The sequence below is a fragment of the Subsaximicrobium wynnwilliamsii genome (assembly GCF_007997225.1).
GTDB lineage: Bacteria > Bacteroidota > Bacteroidia > Flavobacteriales > Flavobacteriaceae > Psychroserpens > Psychroserpens wynnwilliamsii.
The window spans coordinates 317,643-341,674 of the sequence record NZ_VORM01000001.1; the positions used below are offsets into that span (position 1 = coordinate 317,643).

Sequence of the window (24,032 nt, forward strand, 5' to 3'; positions counted from 1 at the left end):
GTTTATTCCTTTTTTTCATTTGTTTTAGTATGGACGGGCAGCGTAAATATAAATTCTGAACCCTCTCCTTTTTTGCTCTTCACTTTTACCCGACCCTTGTGCCGCTCTATCATCTCCTTGGCCAAATACAGCCCGATCCCAAAACCGGCAAAGGTTTCCTCATTCTTGCCACTTACACGGTAAAAACGTTTAAAAATGTTTTGTTGATCCTTCTTTTCAATACCAATACCATGATCTTTTACGCTTACTGAAACCGTTTTATCATTTGTTTGAAAGACCTTGATTTCAACGTTTTGGTCATTTGGTGAATACTTGATGGCATTGGTAATAAAATTGATAAGCACCTGCCCTATCCTGTCCCTATCTGCATGGACCTGGCAAGCGCTTTCTATCTTCAATCGAATGTTGGTTTGTTTGTGGGCGTATTCAATATCCTTAATGGTGGCCTCGACGAGCTCGTTTAAATTGAATACTTCGTTTTGTAAAAGGAGTTGATTGTCTTCAAGCCGATCAAGGTCCAACATTTCAGAAATCAATCGTGTTAACCTGGTAATTTGGCTATCAATACGTTGCAAGGATGGTTTTATGGGCAGCGATTCCCATTGGATGTCGGTATCGTCTTCCAAAAAACTCAACAGGAGCTGTGTGTATCCCTTTATAGAGGTGATTGGGGTTTTGAGCTCATGACTTACCATTTTAAGAAAGCCCTCTTTGCGTTTCTCCTCTTCCTTTAATTTGTGTATTTCGGTATTTGCGGCTAACCACGTAAGGATGTTTCCGTTTTCATCCTTTACAGGGATAGATCGGGTAATGTGCCATTTATAATCGCCATTTCTGTCAAGGATTCTGAATTCCATTTCAAAGGCGTTTTCGGCCTTCAGCGCGCTATTCCAGTTTTGTTCCACTGTGGGCAATTCCTCTGGATGAATCAATTTTTCCCAGCCCTGTTCTATGAGCTTTTTCATATCCCATCCCGTAAAATCTGTCCAAGCTTTGTTGTAATAAAACACCTCCCCAGCAGCAGTGGCATTGGAGATCATGTCTGGCACCAATTCTGTCATTTGGTGGTAGCGGGCTTCGCTTTCCCTTATTTCTTTATTGAATTCGGCCTGTGCGGTAAATTCGCTGGCGATAATCGCCACCCCAACAACATTTCCTTGAATATCCCGTTGGGGTTGGAACACAAAATTGTAATAGGAAAGTTTTCTTTTGCCGTCTCGTACTAAAATTACGCGCCTTTCATGGGCGTGATAGGGTTTTCCAGTTTTATAGACTTCACGTAAAAGGTCGCCCAATCCTTGTTCTTCCAGTTCTGGTGCCGAATCTAGGAATCGTTTGCCAATAACCCCTCTCCCTTTTCCCAGTTGATCCAAAAAGGCATCGTTTGCCACTGTAAGTGTAAGATCTTCACCTTCGAGGATTGCCATCAGGGAGGGAGACGAATAGATCATTTCATTGTACTTGTGCACAGTTTCCGAGATCTTTTTACGGGCGAGCACCTGCTCAGTTACCTCCATGGCTATGACCATAATTCCTGTGGCTGCCGGATCGCCATCATTCATTGGCTGGTACACGAAGTTATAAAATCCTCTTTTGCTCTTTGTGTTCCTGTTAATTTTCACTTCCACTTCCTTGCCAAAATAAGGTTCCCCGCTCTTTACTACTTCATCAAAAAGCGCTTTGATGCCTTGCGTTTTTAACTCTGGAAGCGATTCGAAGATGCTCTTACCAATAAGGTGCTTGTCTTTTTCCACCAAACTCAGGTAAGAATCGTTGGCTAATTCTACCTGATAATCTTCGCCGCTCAAAAGCATGATGGCTACTGGTGCCTGCATCACAAGATTTTTGAATTTCTCTAAAAGTTCCTGCTCCCTCTGTAGAAGGCGTTTTTTTTCCGTAATATCTTCAATGGCCAATAAGATCATTTTTCTGGATTCGCGCTCTCCTTTTATTTTCCTGGCGTTCAAGAGCATGGTGCGCTCCCCGATGGACTCAAAAGTATGGATCATCTCAAAATCGAAAAAGCTTTCGGCTTCTGGGAGTATGGATTCCAGCAGGTTTCGCAATGCAGGGATGTTCCATTGTTTATTGCCCAGTTCATAGATCAAACTGCCTTCTGTATCGGTTTCGTTTACTTTGAAGGTTTTATAAAAGGATTCGTTTGCGGTAATGACCTTGAGGTTTTTGTCCAGCACCACCAAAGGTTCACGCACGGTCATGATGATGCCTTCGGCAAAATTGCGCTCGTCGGTTACCTGCTCATTTAAGCCAATGAGTTCTTGGTTGACCGCAGTGATCTCTTCGTTGGTACTTTGCAATTCCTCCTTGCTAGTTTCCAACTCTTCGTTGAGACTTTGCAGCTCCTCTCCGCTACTCAACAGTTCTTCGTTGGCACTTTGCAGTTCTTCGTTGGCGGCTTCCTGATCTTCTGAAATGGCTCGCATATCTTCTCGACTTTGCACAAGTTCGTTTTCCAATTGCTCAATCCGCAGGTCTTTTTCATCCTTTTTATCACGCTTGCCTCCACTGGTCGAACTCGCAGGTGCCAGAGGTGGATAAAATAAAATAAGGTAGTGGGATTCTTCCATATTGGGCAGCGGGACGGCTTCTATGGCAATCAACTGCCTGTTGTCATTAATATGAAACGGAATCTCTTCCTTTTTTTCCGAAGCATTGCTCTTTTTTACCTTGTGCAAGATATTGCGCAGCTCAAAAGCTAGGCCTCCCTTCGCCATCTTCATGAGGTTATGACTTGGAGCGCCTCCCTTTTGTCCTAAATAATCGCCGGTGTTGCCTCGAAAAAGCACGATGTCCATGCTTTCGTCAACCACCACGCTGGCGGGGGTGTAGTTGCTCAGCAACAACTCATCTGCCGTTTTTTGAAAGTCGGTGCGTCTATTTTCTATAGCAGTTGTCCTATTTTTCCCTTTGTGTAATGTTTGATCATGCTGCTGGCTGTAGGGAAACATTAATTTTCCATGGACATCATTCCGCAGGAATAGCTTATCGCTTTTGCTAACCGCTGTAAAATGATCTGACGTACTGCCGGTTGTCTCCGATTTCCCCAGCAATAGATAGCTTTTTGCTTTTAGCGCATAATGAAATGTGGTAAGCGCCCTTTTCTGCAGGTAGGGCTGAAAGTAGATCAGTACGTTGCGGCAGCTGATCAGGTCCATACTGCCAAAAGGCGGATCCTTTAAAAAATTATGCACTGCAAATACGCAGAGCTCCCGCAATTCTTTATTAATCTGGTACCCTCCGTTGTATTTGCTGAAAAATTTCTTCAAGCGCTCTGAACTTACGCCATCGACCTCGTCCTTGGTATAGACTCCCTTACGGGCTATCGCAACGGCCGGCTCGCTGATGTCTGAAGCAAAAATCTGTATTTTTTCTTTTGACGATGCTCCAGAAGTTTTGTACAGTTCTGGGTGAGCATTCAAATATTCCTTGATGCACATGGCCAAGGAATAAGCCTCCTGGCCCGTACTGCATCCTGCTACCCAAAGGCGTATGGTGGAATTGTCCTTATTGTTTTGCGCAATTTTGGGCAAGATGGATTCACACAACTTTTCAAAAATATCGGAATCCCTAAAAAAGGATGTCACAGGGATGAGCAGGTCTTGGTAAAGCAAATCCTGTTCTTCCGTGTTGTCTCTTAAATAGTCCAAATAGTTGCTAGGCTTTTTGTTTTTGTTGATGCCCATCCTACGTAAGATCCTTCGGTGGATGGTGGTTTGCTTGTAATAGGTAAAATCTGTTCCCTTGCGGGTGCGCAACAGACTAAGGATTTGGCGAAATGCCTGCTCATCAGGTTCTGAAACGGGGTCCTTTTCTTGCCCGTCCTTATCAAGCTTGGCGAGCATAGCAATTATTTTTTTTGGTATGTTCTCTGGCGGAAGGATAAAATCCACCACACCGGCATCTATAGCATTGCGGGGCATGTCCTTCCATTCGGCAGATGCTTCGTCTTGGGCAAAGGTCATCCCGCCTTGCTCCTTGATGGCCTCAAGGCCCGCAGTGCCGTCTGACCCAGTTCCCGTAAGCACGACACCGAGGGAATGGGATTGATGCACAAGCGCTAAAGAATTGAAGAAAAGGTTTATGGGAAGGTTTATGTTGTTGCTCTTTGGTGCCGGGCGTGGGTTGAGTTTTAGCACGCCTTCGGTTGCCAGCAGCATTTTATTGCTGGGGATGATATAGATATTGTTGGGTGCTACCTTAATGTCATCGGTAATCTCCAATACCGGTATCTTGGTGGCCTTTTGGAGAAGCTCTGGCAAGAGGCTGTCATGGTTAGGGTCTAAATGTTGTACCAAAACGTAGGCCATTCCTGAATCTTCCGGGATTGCGCTGAGTAATTTTTTAAATGCCGCCAAACCACCTGCTGACGCACCGACCCCGACAACTGGAAATTTATTTTTGGATTTTTCTAAGGACTCTTCTTGTTTGTTCTCTTTTTGGCTCACTTTCTTGCATGTTTTAACTTAGGGAAACGATGTGGAGCTATTGAAAACCCTCAGGATTATATTATTGAATCAGTAGGCGATTGCTTTATAGTACTCTATAATGCTAAGCGAACACTAATGCTGTAATTTACAAAAATATGCTCGCTGTTGCTAATGAAATGAAAATAACTGTTTTTCCAAATTCAGGTTGAATCTATGAATTAGAAGCAATTATTGAACATAACAAATTTTAAGTGCTAAGCCAATACCACCTCAATACCATCTCCATGTTTCAGAAGCATATCTGCTATTGATCAGGTTCATCTCTGGACTCCAAGGCAATTCTGTCTTTTGGCAATCCCAAACCTTCTTCCAACTCACAGATATACGCTATGAGTTTTTCCCTTAACTCGCACTGTAAATTCCAAGCGGTAAAAGGATCTTTAGCACTGCACAAGGCTCTAATCTTAATGGCTTTTTCAGTAGATTCCACCACTTGCACGGAGGGGGAGATTTGTTTATCCCAGGTTGGGGATTCTTTCAAGAGTTCTTCATATTTTTCACGCACTTTTTGGATGTTTATTCTATAATCGGTATAAATATCAATGGAACGAATTTGTTTTGAACCACGCATTGACCAATTTTCAAATGAATTTGAGATGACACTTTTAAGCGGTGTAACGATTCTTCTTTCATCCCAAGTTTTAACGATCATAAAAACAAAACCAATGTCTTCCACATGGCCCCATTGACCATCGAATAATACCAAATCACCAATTTGAGCTGGTTTAGTGATTGCTATTTGAATTCCCGCAATAATGTTACCCAAAGTACCTTGGGCAGCAATACCAATAATTATGGTAGCAACCCCGGCAGAAGCAAAGAGTGTTGTCCCCAAGTTTTTGAAACTTTCAAATTGAGAAAGAATGATGCCAGTTCCTGTCAAAAAAATAATGAATGACACCACCCTTCTGGCTACTGATAGTTGGGTTAGGACTTGACGGCTTTCTAAGTTTTCTTCGGCATAGATATCATCGGTTCTATTTTCTGCCATATAAAAGATAAAGGCATTTAAAATACGCATAATAAACCAAGTACCACATACTACTGTTGCAATCAAAAGCATTGTATAAAACCAATTTGCAAAATCGCCGCTAAATACTATTAAGTTGTTCAAAAGCAAATATAGCGCAAGCATCCCAACGAAATATGCAGCAGGTATCGCTAGGCGCGAAGAGAAAGAAGATATCCATTCCCACTTTGATCTACCAAAGATGCGTTTCAAGATGAGCATCGTGATCCAACCTAAGCCATAGGCTATGCCCATTGAAATAAATAATCCAACGATTTTCCAAATAGGTATTTTTAAAAATTCTCCTTTCAATCCCCAACCATCTGGGACGAGTTGAACCATTTTGGTAGGCCCATAGGCAGCGTAGAGTGCGTCAATATGTTCCACAGTATTGGCAGAAATGACCCAGTATGGCGGCTCGGTTTTGTATTTTACCCGTTGGAGTCTCAGGGTTACATCTCGTTCTTTGAGATTTAATTTCCCAAAAGCGATGCTCTTTCGTGGTTCTCCGGCAACCGCCTTATTTTTAGCGAATATTTTATCGACCTGCCCATCAGGTCTCTCAGATAATTTGTCCCAATCAATAGAGACATTTTTATTGATGATGATGTAGAGTTTTTGGGCTAATTGCTCTATTTGTTCATTAGAAACATCATCAGAAATTAAATTTAAATTGAAGGAATGGGCAGCCTTGAGATAATCGGCATTTCTTGCGCTCAAAATAAAATTTTCAAGAGAAGCTTGGGGCGTTTCTCTGTTCACGCTCATTTCCGAGCGATCAAAAAATTGATTTCTATGCTGAATAACATAATAATTCTCTTCAGACCCCTGAAATGAACTTGTTTTAATATTAGCCTTTACTATGGTACTATCTTTTGAAGGCACATTGGTGCTGGTTGAGTCTTGAGCTTTTGCAGTGTAAACTCCTATTCCCACCATATTGCTTAAAAGAATAAATAGAAAAGCGTTTACCATAGTTTTTATGGAGACTTGCTTGTCATACTTTGAGAATCCAATTATTGTTTTCAAACGATCTATTTTTTAAGAATTATGACTACTGACGCTACAGTTTTTCTGTTGCTTCGAAGGACTATGAAAAAGATGAACCTATTAATTCCCCATCTTGTATTGCCATACTTTTTGGTGAGATTACCCTACCGAAGGTTTTAGGTAATAATCCTAATTGAACGATCAAGAATTCTCAAAAGGAGCGAATTAGTCCGTTTTTTTAGAAAAAAATCTGTTGAATAATATATTGCTATATTGTAAATTATCCTAGCATTAGGTATAATTTATTATAGTGGGAGGGCAAACATTTACCCCCGTTTACTTCGAACTCGTTCGGGTTTTGAGCTAAAGTGTTGTTGGACTCGATTAAATCACGCTATCTTAATGGCTGAAAAGAGAGCGCTATGTTAGAACCTTTTTCAATATCCAGTCAAGGTCTTCAATTAAAAAAACATTTAAATTTCCTTCAGAAAAAAATTGAAAGCACTTATGGAAACACATTTTAGAATGGTCTAATAGGAAAAAACCTAGCGTCGTGGTCTAAAGCTTCTAAGATTCCTGTTCCTGATCAAATTCTAAAATATCCTTCGAATTGAAGCCAATATTAATGGTATCGGCAATGTTTTTATCCTGGGTCATTACGGTTAATTGCTCTCCAGACTCGAGCTTTAATAGCAATTGGATGGAATCGCCAAGTTCAATTTTTTTAATGACTTGGGCCGTTGTTAGGTATTCACAATCAAAATCGTCTGGGGACGGATTCACTTTAATCTTTTCGTTCCGGATGGCATGGCAACAAGTTTCTTTTAAAGGGCAACGAAAGGCATTCTGCAAGTTCTTGTTGATGTGAACGGTGCTTCCAAATAATGAAGCCACATATAAGGTGCTGGGTTTGACGTATAGGTTTGATGCCACATCCTTTTGAATGACTTTGCCATTTTGTAATATCAAAATTTCATCGGCTACAGAAAGTGCATCTTGGGTGTCGTGGGTAACAAACAACACCGTGACTTCCGTCTTTTTAATGATATCAAACACCTCGTTTCGCAACTGTGTACGCAACATGGTATCGAGATTACTAAAAGGCTCGTCCAAAATCAATAGTGAGGGCTCGGGAGCTAGGGCTCTTGCTAAGGCCACGCGCTGCTGCTGCCCTCCTGAAAGTTGGTGTGGGTAGCGGCTGCCCATATCATCCAAACCCACCAAATCAAGCATGTCTTGTGCCCTCTGTTTCTTGTGCTTTACTTTTGAAATTCCGTATAAAATATTATCCAAAATGGTCAAGTGCGGAAAAAGTGCATATTCCTGAAACACCAATCCAATCTTTCTTTTCTCAGGTTGCACAAATTTGTTTAGGGAGGCAATCACTTTTCCGTCCATTGCAATACTTCCATGATCTGGTCTTTCGAGTCCGGCAATTAAGCGAACCAAAGTTGTTTTCCCACTTCCACTTTCCCCTACAATGGCACACACATGGCCGGCCATCAAGTTGAAGGTCACATCTTCTATGGCGTAATTTTTGCCTTTGTCGAAACTTTTGGAAAGCGAATCAATTGTTAACATGGTTATTTTTTAATCAATAATTTATTTAAAAATATCACGGGAATCATGGCTGTAAAGATAATGAAAAGTGAGGGAATCGATGCTTCCATGACCATCTCATCGCTGGCATATTCAAAGGCTTTCACTGCTAAAGTATCAACGTGATAAGGTTTTAAAATGAGGGTTAATGGCAACTCTTTCATGACATCGATAAACACCAAAATCACGGCGCTGAACACGCCAGTTTTGATCAGTGGGAATTCAATCTTAAAAAAGGTTTTTAGATTTCCCACGCCCAAAACCTTTGAAGAATCTGGAATGGAATTGTCTACTTTCAAGGCTGTGGAATCTATCGGATTATAAGCCACAGCCAAGAAGCGAACGGCATAGGCATAAAACAGAGCGATTAATGTGCCATTGATGATTAAGCCAGAATCAATCCCAAAATTGCCAAGCATTTTAATGAGCCATTTGTCTAAGGCTAAAGTGGGTATCATAATCCCTATGGCAATCACAGCTCCAGGAATGGCATAGCCCAAAACCCCAACACGTGCAACATTTTTAATGAACCGAAGCGCACTCCATTTGGAAAAGTAAATCAATAAAAGCGCGAAGAATACTGTAATAATAGCAGAAGTAATGGCGATTCCGAAACTCTGCAAGGACAAAACGATAAACCTAAAATCAAAAACAGTGGATGCCGTTAGTATAGCCCAATAAATCAACTGTGCAACTGGCAAAATAAAGCCTAAAAGAATAGGTAGCAACACGACTGAAAAGATGCCCCACTTGATAGCGCCTTTAGGTTCTTTTCTCTGAATTTGAGTACTGTTGCTTTTTGCAGATGTAAACTTCACTTTACGCACTTGCCATTTTTCGAAAAGGATCAATGCAAAAATAATGAGGATCAATAAAGCCGATAAATAGACCGCTGTTTGAGGCTCTTCCAATGAGAACCAAGATCTAAAAATTCCTGTCGTAAACGTATTGACGCCATAATATTTGGCAGCCCCGTAATCGTTGAGCACTTCCATCAACACCAAGACCAATCCCGCAACAATGGCTGGTCTCGCCAGTGGCAACATGAGTTTGAAAAAGGTTTTTGCTTCCCCAACGCCCAACATTTTAGAAGCCTCCAAAAGATTATTGGCTTGATTGAGAAAGAATGCCCTCGCACTCACATACACATAGGGAAACAGCGAAATACTCAATACGAATGCGAGACCCGCCCTGTTCATGATATCAATGCGCACAAAGTCGAGGTTGAGTTGTCGGAATATAAGATCCATGCTTCCGCCGTAATCGAAAATCCCTGCATAGGCATAACCCACAATATAGGAAGGAATCGCCAACGGAAGGATTAACAGCCATTCCATTTGCTTCCGAAAAAGAAAGTCGAAACGGGACACAAACCACGCAGAAGACACGCCTAAAACTAAAACAAGAATACTACAGAAAAAAACCAGGTACAGGGAATTCCAAATGTAATCTGGCAATAGGTATTCAACAATATGACCCCAAGTTTCCCCAGGCCCAGAAAACAGCTCTACCCCAATAAACACAATGGGCAAAGCCAAGAAAAGCACAATGGCCAGCGTAAATACTGACCATCTGTTACTATCTCTTTTTAATCTTTTGAGTCTCGTTTTTAAGGAGAATGCTTTGTTTTTATTTCCACCCTGCCTCATCAAAAATCAAAACGGCTTTTTTATTGTTTGCTCCTAATTTGTTCAATCCTAAAGTATCTTCCTTGAAAGCTCCCCATGCCTTGATGTCCTTAACTGGGGCAACACTTTCTATAATGGGATACTCGTAATTGGCATCGGTAAATATTTGCTGTGCTTCTTCGCTGATCAAAAACTCAATAAACCGAATGGCATTTTCTTTGTTTGGTGCATATTTGGCAACTCCTGCTCCACTTACATTGACGTGTGTGCCTCTGCCCTCTTGGTTGGGGAAAAACAATCCAATTTGCTGGGCGGTTTTCACTTCCTCAGCGTCTGGGGAATTCAACATTTTACCAATGTAATAAGAGTTTACAAACGCAAGATCGCCTTCTCCAGCTACCACCGCTTTTACCTGATCTCTATCTGAGCCTTTTGGAGATCGTGCCATATTTGCAACAATGCCTTCAGCCCAGCGCTTCGCTTCCTCCTCGCCATTGTTGGCAATGATGGAGGCCATTAAAGACTGGTTGTAAATGTTGGAAGAAGACCGTACCAAAATTTTTCCTTCCCACTTTTCATTTACCAAATCCTCATAGGTTGAAAGATCTTCTGGATTCACTCTGTCTTTTGCGTAGGCTATAATTCGTGCTCTTTTGGTTAATCCAAACCATTGGTTATCAACATCTCTCAAATATGAAGGAATGGCATTTTCCAACACTTCAGACTCTACACTCTGTAACAAACCTTCATCTTTAGCCCGACTTAATCGCCCAGCATCTACGGTTATCAAAACATCGGCAGGCGATTGCTTCCCTTCCATTTTCATTTTCTGAATCAATTCATCGGCACTGGCATTGATGACTTTTACTTTGATACCTGTCTTTTCTTCAAACATTTTGAAGATATTTTGGTCTGGCTCATAATGCCGATGCGTATATACATTTACGACCTGGTCTTTCGCCATTTCTTCCGCCGTAGCATTGTCTTTTTTCTCGCTCTCGTTTTTACACGCAGCCAATATGGAAAAAGCAGCTACGGCTAATATTAAGTTCTTCATGAGTTATTTATTTTGAAGGACAAAGATAACAATTTAGAATGGATACAAATAGAACAACGCGACTCATAACAATAAATTAACCAGCTTGTTTAGATGGGTCTCCTACAGTGATGGAGGCCAAATACATAGGCCGTGGTCGATCTATGCGCAAACCTTTGGCATATTATATGGACTAGAACCTAACGGGAAACTGGTACCAAAAAAAATAAGGTCAACAGCATGAGCAGATGTGTGGAACTAAAAATATATTCGATGGGACTTGATTTGATGGCCACAATTGAATCGTTTGGGTGTTTGAATTACTAAAAACAGTGAATTAACCTCGCTTAAAAGTCATTTTCAAAATAAGATCAATTTGGCAAGCGTAAGCTCATCCCCCATTTTGTTATTGCGCTGTGCGAAGTACAGACCGTAACTTTTGAAAAACTATCCATTGCTTTTGATACTGGGTCAAATCCATGGTCTTCGCTAAGGCGAATACAAGGCTTTATTGCTGGCTATAGTTTAGATCTCAATCTTATAGCACGCCTAATATTCAATCTCCTGCCTGCTCAAGAGAAACTCACATTGAGCATTGATAGAACCAATTGGAAGTTTGGGCACACCACTATCAATATTTTTATGCAGGGCATCGTATACAAGGGAATTGCGTTCCCTTATTGTTTACCATGCTTGACAAGAGGGGGAATTCTAATAGTCAGGAACGTATCGATCTCATAAATAGATTTATCCGCCTTTTTGGTAGAGAGGTTATTGGATCTGTTGTTGCAGATAGGGAATTTGTGGGGAAAAAATGGCTAGAGTTTTTAAATCGGAATAATATCAGGTAATGCATACGTATTCGTAATCATTTTAAGCTCTTTCTACCACATAAAAATAAAGACATAAAAGCATCACATTTGTTCAATCGGTTTAAAAACAATGAGTTATTACATTACGGTAAAATTGTCGGTTTCAATGGACAACTCTGTTATTTATCCGGTTGCAAACTCAACACCAGCAATGCTAAACAAGATTTTCGAATTATTGTATCGTTCAATAAACCTGAAAAAGCACGATGGCAGATAGATATGTGTTTCAAGGCAATGAAATCTAACGGTTTTGATATTGAAAAATCACATCTACAGGATATCCAAAGAATATAGAAATTGATCTTACTGGTAATGATCGCTTTTGTTTGGTGCTATAAAGTCGGAATCCATCTAAATCAAATCGAGCCGATTACCATAAAAAACATTATAGAGAAGCCAAGAGCATTTTTAAATATGGGCTTCCCTTCTTGGCTCATGTATTGCTAAAAACCGAAAATCAGTAATAATTAGATATATTTCGTTTTTTGTCATGTGCTTAGGAAATTTGTAGCTTTTTTATTACGGGGTTGTTACAAAAGTGTTTACTTTTATAAGAAGTATATCGAATGGCCATAACCAATCATAAGGCAATGTTTAATTCTTAGGATTAAAAGCATACATACAAAAGAAGTCATTGCGTTTACGGTAAAACCAAATTACTATAAAACCAAAAATTTATCCTGGAAATCAAGCTGTTCAAAAGCTGAATCGGCCACAAATGATCAATAACCATGATTTATTGCACCAAAAGCGTGCATTTTGAGATTAAAAAAATTATTTTTTTAGCAATCATTATTAGCTATTGCGTAATAGGAAATTCTCAAAATGGCGATTATTTATTTTGTAAAATCATTGATCAAGAGACGCAAGACCCCGTTGTTTTTGCCACTGTCCAAATCAAATCCGAAAACCTAGGCGTGATCGCAGATGAACATGGTTTTTTTAGACTTCCAATGAATACAAAAGCGGAGCGCAAATTTATAATCTTATCATCTATAGGATACAAAACAAATGAATTTCAAGCTGGTGATTTTTCTTCAGATAAAGTAAACATTCTAAAATTAGCGCCACAGGTTGAAGCATTGGATGCGGTCAATATTTTAGTGAATCGCAATAAAAAGGAGGAGCCCTATATTTCTGCGGAAGAAATTGTCAAGAAGGCCATATTCAATATACGTCTCAATTTTCCAACAGAGCCTCATTCTTATATTGCTTATTACAGAGATTACCAATTATTGAATAATCAATATTTTAATTTGAACGAAGGGATTTTTGAAGATTTTGATGCTGGCATCCAAACTCACAAATTAAAGTACAAAGACAATAAGACGGCTCTTTATAGTTTTGAGCAAAACTCAGATTTTAATCGCGATTCTGTTTTAACCGTCCCCTACAATCAAAACGATAATAAATTCATGAAAAATGCCACAGTTTCAGGTTTAGGAGGCAATGAATTGAGCATTTTGAATATTCACAACGCCATAAGAAATTATGAACTTCAATCATTTTCATTTATAGATGTATTTAAAAATGACTTTTTACATAATCACAAGTTCAGAATTAAGTCGAAGGTGTATCAAGACAATAGAACCATTTACAAATTGGCATTCTATGCCTTAGAGAATGTGACGGGCATATACAACTCGGCAAATGGTTTCATCTATATTGATAGTAAATCGTTTGCTATACATAAGTTGGAATATTATGGCTATAATAAAAAAGATGAAGATCCTTTTTACTCGCTAACTGTAGAGTACAAGCCTCAAGACTCTAAAATGTATTTAAATTACATCTCGTTTCAAAACAAGTTTAAAGCTAAAAGCGCCTTTGATTTTAGAATTGATTCCATGGGGTTTGATGCCAACAAAAATGAAATCAAACTAAGATTTAGTAAAAAAATTGATCAAAAGACCTTAAAGCGAAAAAACCAAATAAAATTAATTTTCAAAAATGAAAAATTAAAAGTTACGAGTTATAAATTTTTAGATGAAAAAACCATTAGTTTAAAAATAGCTGGAGGCAGTGCTGTTTCCAATACTGATTTAGCAAAAGACTTAGAAGTTAAAATCAGAAAAATTAAAGATGTTGCAGGAAGAGAACTCAACGAAATTATTTTTCTAGATGCCAATCAATACCGTGAGTTGTTTGTACAAAGAGTGCATATTGATAAAGAGCCATCCCCAGATTTGTTTTATATAAACAAGGTAGATCAGCTTCATAATGCAAAACAAAACTCAAACCCAAAGATTGACAAGACCTATTGGATAAACTCACCCTTGCTTGAAAACAACTAAATTTAGAAAGCCAGCACCGCTGTAATGTCTTGATTTTAATAATAAGTGTCTTTTTAAAAAACCCCGGAAAATATCAGAATAAATTAATTTCAATAAACCAAGAACATCATGCAAAGTGTCTATAAGAGGTATCTGGAAAGCTTTAAGCAAATTAGTTTTTTTATTTTTCTAAGTTCAACTCCATTTTTAGCAGTATCTCAAGAACAAGCTGATGCCTATTTGTTCAACAGTTTTAAAAATTACACCAAACTCCCAAGAGAAGTAGCTTTTTCACATCTCAATAAAAGCACTCTCATCACAGGAGAGACTCTAGGTTTTACAGTTTATATTTTTGACAAATATTTTAAAAAGCCTTCTGCTGTTACCACAAACCTATATTGCTCTATAGAAAATCAATCTGGCGATATCATTAAAAAGTCTCTGCTCTTGGTAAAAAATGGGGTGGCCCACGGCTCCTTCGAGATTGACAGCTTATTTAAGTCTGGCAACTTTGTGTTTAAGTCCTACACCAATTGGATGAAAAATTTTGAGGAACAAAACTTTTACGTGCAGAACATCAAGGTGATCAACCCCGAGGATCATGATCCTAAATCAGACTTGAAATTGAGGGATAAGATCGATGCCCAGTTTTTACCCGAGGGTGGTCATTTTATAGCAAACATAGAGAATAGTATGGGCGTGGTAGTTAAAAATAATTTGGGTTATGGCATACCAAATTTAGCAGGCATGATCTATGACAACAACGGAACAGAAATAACCAATTTCAAAACGAATGCTTTTGGTTTGGCTAAGTTCAATATTACCCCAACAGACCAAACAAGGTATACGGTAAGATTTGAGAACTCAGCAAATGAAGAAGTCATGCTAAACCCTGCCGAGGCAAAGGGCCTTAGCCTTAAGCTTACCGATTTGAACGATAGAATCGCAGTATCGCTAAAAACCAATACTTCCACCCTTGCGGAAATCAAGCAAAAACTCTTCAAGCTGTCCATTCACAATGGCAACCAATTAAAGGTAATCGATGTCAAGTTCGAAGACAGGTTAGAGGTTTTGAAACTGATACGATACGAAGACCTCTATAAGGGCATAAATATATTGACCGTATTCAATGAAAAAAACCAACCCCTATTGGAACGTCTTTTTTTTAAATATAACGGCATTGATTTGATTAGGCCTTCAGCCGTAAAACTGAAAAAAGAGCGTGATTCTGTTTCAATCACAATCCCTTTCGAAACTGCTATTGACACCTCTAAATTCAACAATCTAAGTGTATCTGTCTTACCCGCTAAAACAAAGAGCTATAACGTTCATCAAAACATTATTTCTAAAACTTATTTACAGCCTTATGTCCAAGGATTTGTCGAAAATGCGATGTATTATTTTACCAAAATCGACCTTCAGAAAAAAAGCGAACTTGATCTCTTATTAGTGACCCAGGGTTGGAGCAGCTATGATTGGACGACTGTATTTAACAAAGCTCCAGAAAATAGATTTGCGTTTGAAAGCGGCATAGAATTTATCGCCAATATCCAAAACTCAAAGGCCGTAAAAATTGTGGTGCACCCCATGATTAATAGTTCTACCATTATGCTAGACATTGAGCCCGATCAAGAAAACTTTGAGGTTAAGGGACTATACCCTGAGGATGCTGAGCCAATTAGGATTGGCGCCTTTAATAAGAGAAATAAAACAATTAGCTCAAATCTTTACCTACAGTTTAGCCCCTCCAAAATCCCAACACTAGATAAGGACATAAAAAGTTTCCCTACTACCAATATTGTGCCTTTTGATAATACTCGCAGTGAAATTAATTTGATGGCTTCAGCTCAAAATCCAGAAATACTGGATGAAGTGCTCATCACGGCAAAGGTAGAGGAGGAACGTCTTGAAAAAATATCCAGAAGGCATAAAGGACGCGCAGATATATTTGATGACATACAACGATATGCTTATCCCGACTTTGCATCCTATATCAACAGCAAAGGCTTTGTTGTGAATCAAGACGCAAACAATTTTTACATTACAGTTCCAAGAGCAATTACCTTACAAGACGAAATTGAACCAAGAACGCCTTTAGTCTACCTGGATAATCTTTTGTTGTATGATTTCGATATTTTATTAAATTTTGACATGACAGCCGTTGACTATATCATTATTGACAAATCTGGATTGGGCGAGGGCATGCGAGGTGCGGCCGGGGTCATTAAGATCTTTACAGATCCTTTGCTAAGAATCATTAATACAGACGCCGACAATGTTTCTCAGCTCATCGATATCCCCCTGACCTTTACCTCTCCCAAAACCTTTTATTCGCCCAAGTATACCAACTATAAAAGTGACTTTTACCAAAGCTATGGCGTTATTGACTGGAAGCCCAATCTAAAAGTAGACCACAACGGAAATGCTTCCTTTAAGATTTTTGATACGGGTAATGAAAACCTAAAACTCTTTATTGAAGGGACCGCCAATGACGGAAGCTTTATTTCGGAGGAATTGACAATTGACATGAATTAAATAATGTCAATTAGCGACACCCACGAAAGAAAAAAAACCGCGTCTTTCAACACTATTTTGATTGCTTTATATGAATGATGGCATCCCTATTTGAAGTGGACGAAGCTTTGATTTGATATTTCATAATCTGTTTTTCAATGAAATCAATAAGCTCGGGGCAAGCCCACGAGGTGTGAATTGAAAGATGCTCTTTGTATTTCGAGGCAAACTTCGGGGGGAATAAAACCCTCTGTAGGGATTTAACCCTGCCAATACTTTATTTTTGAACGGTCTACATTTTTAAGATGTGTAGCACTTTAACTGCCTCAAAGGAAATACAGCCACAAAATCACTGGTTGACCAACACGATTGGTTCTCAACGCTCTGCCATATTCCTCCATCGTGCTATGCTTTCGTACTTTTTAGCTTTCTTTTTTCGAACCACTTACAATCCGTGAAATGATTCCTTTTTGACTTGTGAATTCTGCTATCAAAACACCAGCTATATGTATCACGATAAATCCAACCAAATAGTAAATACCAAGCACATGGATCTCTTCCATTGGTTTTTTAAATTCTTTTGGACCAAAAACTATGATAAGTCCGGTAACTAATGAAATCACAACACATAAATAAAAAACGATATAGGTCCATTTTTGGAATTTATCTTTTAGGGATAGATCTCTAGCCAAAGGATTTTGGAACTTCATAGACCCAAAAAAGGGAAGTATCAACCGCAGACTAAATAATCCCGTCAACACATAGCCAATGTAAATGTGCCAATCCCACATGGGTTGTCTTATCTGTTTTGCTAAAACAATGAGTTGGTCTTGAGATAGAGTCTGGCCAGTAGTACTCAAATAGTCTTGTATGATCGCTGCCACATTATACTTGTTCATCCAGGTTAATCGCAAAAAAATCGTGATTAACAATAGCGTAAATGAAATAGCTATTGCCCAATGCAGTATGCGGTATATTTTAGAATAGTTTGTTTTTTCCACAATGTTTGTTTTGAGTATGTTTTATATTGTTGTCTGATAAAAGTAATACATGATTCTGGGAAATCCCATTCTATATTTAGTCCTACAGGACGAGCCTTTGCAGTGGTTCTATTTAGTTACCCCTATCAAATGCCTAACGGCATATTGTCCGCCGCGGCGGCTATCATATGGTGTTTAACCGGACAATACTGTATGTTTCATTGATCCTGTGATATTGGCAACTAGTACCTTGTCCAAAATTATATCATCATTAAATTTTCAAGCCAAACTAACTCCGAATAGATACCCTACCAATGCCGTCAATCCCATGGCGACCGTACCCCAAAACGTAACTCTAATAATGGCCTTCAAAACATTAGAGCCTCCTGTTTTAGCGGCTAAACTTCCTAAAACGATTAAGAATAAAATGGCAGAACCGTAGAGATAATATTCCATGTTTTTTAGGGGTAGAAATAATACTACCAGAAGCGGAAGCACACCTCCAACCGTAAAGGCTGCTCCAGAGGCAAAGGCGGCTTGTATTGGTTTGGCTTGACTCATTTCATTAATACCCAACTCATCTCTTACGTGAGCAGCCAATGCATCCTTTTCGGTTAGCTCTTTAGCAACAATTAATGCGGTTTCTTTTTTAAGGCCTCTGTTTTCATAAATCTCAGCTAAGCGCAGCAGTTCGATTTCAGGCATTTCCTCCAATTCCAGCCGTTCTCTTTCAATGTCGGCTTTTTCCACATCTGTTTGTGAACTCACAGAAACGTATTCTCCTGCTGCCATTGACAATGTACCGGCAACCAAGCCGGCAACGGTTGCCAAAATGACGGGGGCTCTAAAATCACTTGCAGCAGCAACACCAATGGCAAGACTTGCCGTAGATAGAATGCCGTCATTTGCCCCAAGCACAGCCGCTCTCAACCAATTACTTCGGTGTATGTAATGATTGTCTAAATAATCATCTTCAAATTCTGACATTTTCTATCGTTGTTTCTCCTCAATGTACGATAGGTTTTTGAGTTGGAATGTGATAAAAGTCACTTCTAATTATTTTTCCTGTCAAAAAAGTTTGGGGCAGTGAGAGCTTAGAAATGGTGCCAATGATTAAATGGAGTTCTTATCAACTGGAAAGAACGGTTGAAATTGGGGATCGTGATCAAGATACTGAAAGGGCTGCTCTTTTTAGGAAATGTAGCCTTTCGCTAAAGCTAAGGACAAGCACTAATAGAAATGAAAAAGGATACGCAAATGGGTTCTAATCATCTTGATTTTTATCTCCCTTAAAGTTATTTTCAATAATTCGTATAAGATGGATAGGATCATTAAGTATTTATTCCTTAATTGATTAATAACTATATTTAATAAAATTAATGTATCAACAAAGGCATATCTATGATTACTGATTTTCTAATAAATTTTGTGCCTTTTTCACACGATGAACTCAACGACATCCTTCCTTATTTTAAAAAGGAAAAGGTCAAAAAGAATGAGGTGTTAATAAAAGAAGGTCAGGTGTGCAGTAAATTATATTTTGTAGATCAAGGTATCGGAAGGAGTTATTACCTGAAAAAAGATGGAAAAGAAGTGACGCAATGGTTTTTTGGTGTCAATAATTTCATGTCTAGCGTAGACAGCTTCTTTCAGCAAAGTCCGAGTTTTTACTATCTAGAGGTTTTAGAAGATTCCATTCTATATAGTATAACCAAGAAAAATATGGACGCCTTGTTGGCCAAATACCACAACATGGAAACATTTATTAGATTGTTAACCATAGATACACTTGCCAAGTTTGTCCATAAACTGAACGCGATCCAATTCCAGACTGCTAAAGAGCGGTACACTTATATGCTCGCTGAATTTCCTGACATTTCGCATCGCGTTCCTTTGGGCCATATTGCTTCCTATCTAGGAATAACGCAAGAAACACTTAGCCGCATAAGAAAGAACGATTCACATTAAAACATGAATCTTACTTTTTGATATAGGTCAAAGGAAAATAATCTTAATGCCATTAAATTTGTATTGTAATTGTAAATCGTTCAAAATGAAAAACAACCAATCACGGCTATCTATTTTTTTTCTTGCCTCTCTATGTCTTGTTTCATCAAGTTCTATAGCACAACAATTAGATCCTGTGCTTATGGATCTAATAAATAAAGGGCTGAATAAAAGCCATAGCGTTCAAATCCAAAATTACAATGCAGAACAGGCTCAAATTGATCAAAAGTTGGCAAAGTCAGTTTTCCTGCCCAAACTTACGCTCAATGGAAGTTACACACGCTTGGATGATGACATCACTTTTGATGATGACACGCAAAATCTTTTAATTGGGACACAAAGGCTCCTGGTTAAAGAGGCTGCCGGCATCCCTTTTAATAGTGCTTTTCCCGCAGGCATTCCCTTAGAGCCTGTTCCAAATTTACAGAACAAGGACATCCTGAGATCTTCCATGGATATGGATTGGGTGCTTTTTAGCGGGTTTGAAGCTAGTAATGCACTCAAAGCAAGTAGGCACAAAGAAGCATCAATAAATTATTTAGCCATGGCCGAAAAGGATGAAATCGCCCTAAAAATCATAGAAAATTATGATAAGCTTGCGTTGGTTTATGCCTCTAAACGCGTGCTAACGACTTCTGAAAACTACTTAAATGAGCAAGCTTATTACATGAAAAAAGCCATAGAAAATGGATTAGCAACTCCCATTGGCCGTAAAAAAATAGAACTGGCGAAGCAACAGCTGGCAGGAAAATTATTAGACTTTAACCATAATAAAACGCTATTGATTGAAGTACTGCACCAACTCACAAATGAAACTAAGGAAAACCTAGTTTTACTCAATCCGCAATTACAACCTTTTACTACAGACTCGTTATCAACTGCTGAAAAGCGCAACGAACTTAAAGCGCTTGAGGAAGCGGAACGAGCGACACTTTATAAATCTAGAATGGAAAAAAGCAAGGTCATACCCAAGCTTGCGGTACAAGGGCATTATGAGTTTATTGAGGATGATCTATCGCTGTTAGATCCAAAGTGGTATGTGGGTGTTGGTATAAAGTGGAATCTATTCGACGGTAATCAATCGCGATTAGAAAGCAAAAAATCTTTAATTGAAGGCCAGAAGTACAGGGAACAAATTGAAGATGCCAATGAAATGATAGCCTTAAGCATCATCAAAGCAGAATTAGGCTATGAAGCTTCATTACAAAATACGGAGATCATTCTAAAAGAAATTGAATTGGCCAGCGATACTTATAATATGATTGATAAGCAATACAAAAACAACCTAGCCTCCCTAAACGATGTACTAGACGCTTTAAATGATTTAGAAAAATCCAATTTTAAATTACAACAGTCTTATTTTGATCAACGCCGAGCCATAACAGCCTTACTTCATGCAAAGGGTATTCTCAACTATTAATCAACCAGATACATTTCAAAAATGAAATCAATAAAAAACATAATCATCTTAAGCATCCTAATGCTGGCTGTAAGTTCTTGCGGGAACGATACAATTACAGAATATAGAGGAAAAGTAAAGTTTGAAACCATTTCGGTAAGTGGCAAACTCGCAGGACGCATTAGCGAAATTTATGTTGGAGAAGGCCAATCTGTTAAAAAAGGAGACACACTGGCCTATGTCGACATCCCAGAAGTGAATGCCAAAATGATGCAAGCAGAAGGCGCCATAACCTCGGCCAAGGGTCAATTAAATATGGCCTATAAAGGTGCTACCGCAGATCAAATAAATCAAATTGACGGTCAAATCGATGCTAGTAATGCACAATTAAATTTCGCCCAAGGATCTTATAACCGATTGCAAGCCATGTACAAGGACTCCTTAGTAACGCTGCAGCAATTTGATGAAGTAAAAATGAAACTCAATATGGCTAAAGCACAAGTGGCATCATTAGAAGCTAAACGCAAGGAGGTAAGCAATAGTGCGAGAATAGAACAAATTGAGCAAGCTAAAGGTCAGCTAGATCAAGCTGTGGGCGCTAAAAAAGAAGTGCTTTCTGCTGAAAATGAACAATATTTAATCGCTCCTGCAGCCATGAGCATTGAGACCATAAGTCTTCAAGAAGGCGAATTATTGACCCCTGGTTATGCATTGTTCAACGGTTATGAAAAGGGCAGCGTGTATTTTCGATTTACAGTGCCAGAATCAAAAGTATACGATTTTGAAGTTGGAAAAACGATAACATTGGTCAATCCATATACAGATCAAGTCACTGAAGGCAAAATCACTACCATAAAACAATTGGCAAATTATGCTGACATTACCAGCACAGCTCCTTTGTATAATTTATCCGAATCTATTTATGAATTAAAAATTGTTCCAACTTCAACTGAAGCGAATCAATCCTTTTTTCTAAATGCAACAATTCTTATTAAGGACTAAACTTATGAAAGACTTTTTTAGATTGGTAAGGGCAGAGTTTAAACGTATTTTTTCAAATAACGTTTTGCTCGCCATTTTTATTGGAGCACCTATATTCTATGGAATTATATTTGGTTATGTCTATCAACAGGGAAATGTAGTGGGCCTACCTATTGTAATTGTAGATCAGGATAATAGCCCTACTTCAGATAAGATAATTGATGCTTTTTCAGACAATGAAGTTTTATTGATAAGCGATGTACGCTACACTCCTGGAAATATTCTAGCAGAAATGCCTACGAATCAGTATGCAGCGGTTATTACCCTACCAACTAATTTTGAAGCGGATATTCTCCAAAAAAGACACCCCGAAATAAGAGTTGATTTAAATATGGCAAATATGGTGAATGCCAATACAGCCAGCAAAAGCATTCAGTCGGTTTTAATGACGCTAAATGCCGGTATTGAAATAGAAGGTTTGAAAAAATCTGGTCTTCATCCTACCCAAGCGGCTGCAGCCTATGAAAGTTTTAAGATCAATTTTAATAAGCTTTACAATTCTACAGGCAACTATGTAACCTTTATGTTACCGGGTATGCTCGCAGCAATAATGCAACAAATTATCTTCTTGGCAATGGCCTTGGTTTTTTCGAGGGACTTTGAAGATGGCTATTTTGGAAGCCTGGTTGAGGAAAGCAGGTTTTCACTGTATCACATTGCCATTAAATCTACACCCTTTTTTTTGATGATACCCATAATGTGGGCCATTGTAAGCCTCTTTATTCCCTACTTTCAAATTGATGCCGATGTATTTAACTTCCCCATGCTCATTTTAGTAACGCTCTTAACCTTGGCCTCTATGTTTATTGGCATGTTGTTTTCAATAGCCATTCCTAGTCAACTAAAAGCTACAGAACTTTTAATGGTTATCTCTACTCCCGCTTTTGTACTTAGTGGATTTACCTGGCCCACCCTAGCGTTTCCAGATGCCATAGCTAATGTAGCCCAATATATCCCATTGACACAGTTCTTGAGCGCATTCAGAAAAATAGCGTTTTACGGAGGAGATACAGCTTCCATTACTCCCGAAATCAATATATTATTGACTATTATTTTTGTCACATTTATTGCTATGGTACTGCTACTTCAGTTTAAAATCTATAGATATCGTAAAAACTTGAAAGCAACACTAACACCAACACAGGACTAATTAAAATGAAAGAAGAAATAGCTATGGGCCGTGTTTCTGAAGCATACGAACCTGACGTTCTGGGTAATGGTTTTGAAAAACTCAACCTGAAACTTTCAAATGATTATGAAGGCCAAGTAATCGCGACACTGGTACGGCGAATGGCCAATAATAAATCAGAGAAAGCGATCCTGTATGTACATGGTTTCAACGATTATTTTTTTCAGAAGGATTTGGCTATAAGATTCAGCGAACTTGGTTATCATTTTTATGCGCTAGATTTAAGAAAGTACGGCAGGTCGTACTTGAGACATCAAAAATTCAACAATGTGCGTTCCATATTGGAATATGATGAAGAATTAGACCTTTCCTTGAAAATCATAAAAGCTGAAAATAACCATGAAATCCTCCTAATGGGGCATTCCACTGGCGGGCTTATCCTTACCAATTACGCCGTTAACCATCTAAAAAGCGAGCTATTTCACGGCTTGATTTGTAACAGTCCGTTTTATGAATTCAATTTAAACGGCTTCGAAAGAACAGTAGGCATCCCAATACTTTCATTTATAGGTAAATATTTTCCAAATATTCCTATTTCAGGAGGATTTTCAAAACGCTATGGGTATAGCCTTCATATAGAAAAATATGGGGAATGGAATTATTCGCTTCTCTGGAAACCACATGATATCCCGAAGGTGACTATGGGTTTTATTAGAGCCATTCGAAGCGCACAATTAAATATTCGAAACAAACTTAGTATAGATGTGCCCGCACTTGTGATGCATAGTGATAATTCCGTCTACGATAAGCATTGGTCTGATAAATTTAAGGAAGGAGATGCTGTTTTGAATGTGGATCACATTAAAAAATACGCCCATAAAATTAATGGCGATGTAACGCTTCGAGAGATTGAAGGTGGCATGCACGATTTAGTGCTTTCAAAAAAACCTGTAAGGGAACAGGTCTATAAAAAAATATGCGATTGGATTAATAATAATCTGAATAAAAGCCAAGAAGCGATTTTAAAACAACGTAATTAAAATAAAA

The 24,032-nt window shown here is 38.7% G+C and carries 14 protein-coding genes; 7 read left to right on the forward strand and 7 right to left on the reverse strand.

The features are described from left to right. Nucleotides 1-2: 2 nt before the first annotated feature. From ESY88_RS01265 to ESY88_RS01285, 5 genes are all read right to left on the reverse strand, one after another. Nucleotides 3-4,466 (reverse strand): chemotaxis protein CheB, encoded by a 4,464-nt coding sequence (locus ESY88_RS01265; protein WP_147085032.1) that lies wholly within the window; start codon nt 4,464-4,466, stop codon nt 3-5. A 286-nt stretch (nt 4,467-4,752) separates the two neighbouring features. Further along, nucleotides 4,753-6,546, reverse strand: a complete 1,794-nt coding sequence (locus ESY88_RS01270) for a mechanosensitive ion channel family protein (protein WP_223270676.1) — start codon at nt 6,544-6,546, stop codon at nt 4,753-4,755. Nucleotides 6,547-7,074: 528 nt separating this feature from the next. Next, a complete protein-coding gene (locus ESY88_RS01275) occupies nt 7,075-8,088 on the reverse strand; it encodes an ABC transporter ATP-binding protein (RefSeq protein ID WP_147085033.1) in 1,014 nt (337 codons plus the stop codon). A 2-nt stretch (nt 8,089-8,090) separates the two neighbouring features. Beyond that, nucleotides 8,091-9,755, reverse strand: a complete 1,665-nt coding sequence (locus ESY88_RS01280; protein WP_147085034.1) for an ABC transporter permease — start codon at nt 9,753-9,755, stop codon at nt 8,091-8,093. Then, a complete protein-coding gene (locus tag ESY88_RS01285; protein ID WP_147085035.1) occupies nt 9,736-10,791 on the reverse strand; it encodes a Fe(3+) ABC transporter substrate-binding protein in 1,056 nt (351 codons plus the stop codon). Before ESY88_RS01285 ends, ESY88_RS01280 begins: the two co-directional genes overlap by 20 nt. Before the next feature lie 1,582 nt (nt 10,792-12,373). On the opposite strand from ESY88_RS01285, the gene ESY88_RS01295 reads away from it, so the two are divergent. After that, entirely contained in the window at nt 12,374-13,936 is a 1,563-nt protein-coding gene (locus tag ESY88_RS01295) for a carboxypeptidase-like regulatory domain-containing protein (protein ID WP_147085036.1), read from the forward strand. 108 nt (nt 13,937-14,044) lie between these two features. Beyond that, nucleotides 14,045-16,450 carry a hypothetical protein gene (locus ESY88_RS01300; protein ID WP_147085037.1) on the forward strand — a complete coding sequence of 802 codons (2,406 nt, stop codon included), beginning with the start codon at nt 14,045-14,047 and terminating at the stop codon, nt 16,448-16,450. 401 nt (nt 16,451-16,851) lie between these two features. On the opposite strand, the gene ESY88_RS01305 is transcribed toward ESY88_RS01300, so the two are convergent. Next, a complete protein-coding gene (locus ESY88_RS01305) occupies nt 16,852-17,430 on the reverse strand; it encodes a cytochrome b/b6 domain-containing protein (protein WP_147085038.1) in 579 nt (192 codons plus the stop codon). Between the two features lie 258 nt (nt 17,431-17,688). Further along, nucleotides 17,689-18,396 (reverse strand): VIT1/CCC1 transporter family protein, encoded by a 708-nt coding sequence (locus ESY88_RS01310; protein ID WP_147085039.1) that lies wholly within the window; start codon nt 18,394-18,396, stop codon nt 17,689-17,691. A 414-nt stretch (nt 18,397-18,810) separates the two neighbouring features. On the opposite strand from ESY88_RS01310, the gene ESY88_RS01315 reads away from it, so the two are divergent. From ESY88_RS01315 to ESY88_RS01335, 5 genes are all read left to right on the forward strand, one after another. After that, complete coding sequence (locus ESY88_RS01315; RefSeq protein ID WP_147085040.1) at nt 18,811-19,377, forward strand: Crp/Fnr family transcriptional regulator; 567 nt, start codon at nt 18,811-18,813, stop codon at nt 19,375-19,377. Between the two features lie 181 nt (nt 19,378-19,558). Then, a complete protein-coding gene (locus tag ESY88_RS01320) occupies nt 19,559-20,836 on the forward strand; it encodes a TolC family protein (RefSeq protein WP_223270677.1) in 1,278 nt (425 codons plus the stop codon). A gap of 21 nt (nt 20,837-20,857) precedes the next feature. Beyond that, nucleotides 20,858-21,817, forward strand: coding sequence for an HlyD family secretion protein (locus tag ESY88_RS01325; RefSeq protein ID WP_147085042.1), 960 nt, complete (start codon nt 20,858-20,860; stop codon nt 21,815-21,817). Nucleotides 21,818-21,821: 4 nt separating this feature from the next. Next, nucleotides 21,822-23,006: an ABC transporter permease gene (locus tag ESY88_RS01330; RefSeq protein WP_147085043.1), complete on the forward strand. Its 1,185-nt coding sequence runs from the start codon at nt 21,822-21,824 to the stop codon at nt 23,004-23,006. 5 nt (nt 23,007-23,011) lie between these two features. Continuing rightward, complete coding sequence (locus ESY88_RS01335) at nt 23,012-24,025, forward strand: alpha/beta hydrolase (protein ID WP_147085044.1); 1,014 nt, start codon at nt 23,012-23,014, stop codon at nt 24,023-24,025. Nucleotides 24,026-24,032 lie beyond the last annotated feature (7 nt).

What these genes read in the sequence shown, in the direction of transcription:
- ESY88_RS01310 (WP_147085039.1), bottom strand. Translation starts at nt 18,396, where the DNA reads ATGTCAGAATTTGAAGATGATTATTTAGACAATCATTACATACACCGA.
- ESY88_RS01285 (WP_147085035.1), bottom strand. Translation starts at nt 10,791, where the DNA reads ATGAAGAACTTAATATTAGCCGTAGCTGCTTTTTCCATATTGGCTGCG.
- ESY88_RS01300 (WP_147085037.1), top strand. Translation starts at nt 14,045, where the DNA reads ATGCAAAGTGTCTATAAGAGGTATCTGGAAAGCTTTAAGCAAATTAGT.
- ESY88_RS01315 (WP_147085040.1), top strand. Translation starts at nt 18,811, where the DNA reads ATGATTACTGATTTTCTAATAAATTTTGTGCCTTTTTCACACGATGAA.
- ESY88_RS01335 (WP_147085044.1), top strand. Translation starts at nt 23,012, where the DNA reads ATGAAAGAAGAAATAGCTATGGGCCGTGTTTCTGAAGCATACGAACCT.
- ESY88_RS01275 (WP_147085033.1), bottom strand. Translation starts at nt 8,088, where the DNA reads ATGTTAACAATTGATTCGCTTTCCAAAAGTTTCGACAAAGGCAAAAAT.
- ESY88_RS01330 (WP_147085043.1), top strand. Translation starts at nt 21,822, where the DNA reads ATGAAAGACTTTTTTAGATTGGTAAGGGCAGAGTTTAAACGTATTTTT.
- ESY88_RS01325 (WP_147085042.1), top strand. Translation starts at nt 20,858, where the DNA reads ATGAAATCAATAAAAAACATAATCATCTTAAGCATCCTAATGCTGGCT.
- ESY88_RS01320 (WP_223270677.1), top strand. Translation starts at nt 19,559, where the DNA reads ATGGATCTAATAAATAAAGGGCTGAATAAAAGCCATAGCGTTCAAATC.
- ESY88_RS01295 (WP_147085036.1), top strand. Translation starts at nt 12,374, where the DNA reads ATGATTTATTGCACCAAAAGCGTGCATTTTGAGATTAAAAAAATTATT.
- ESY88_RS01280 (WP_147085034.1), bottom strand. Translation starts at nt 9,755, where the DNA reads ATGAGGCAGGGTGGAAATAAAAACAAAGCATTCTCCTTAAAAACGAGA.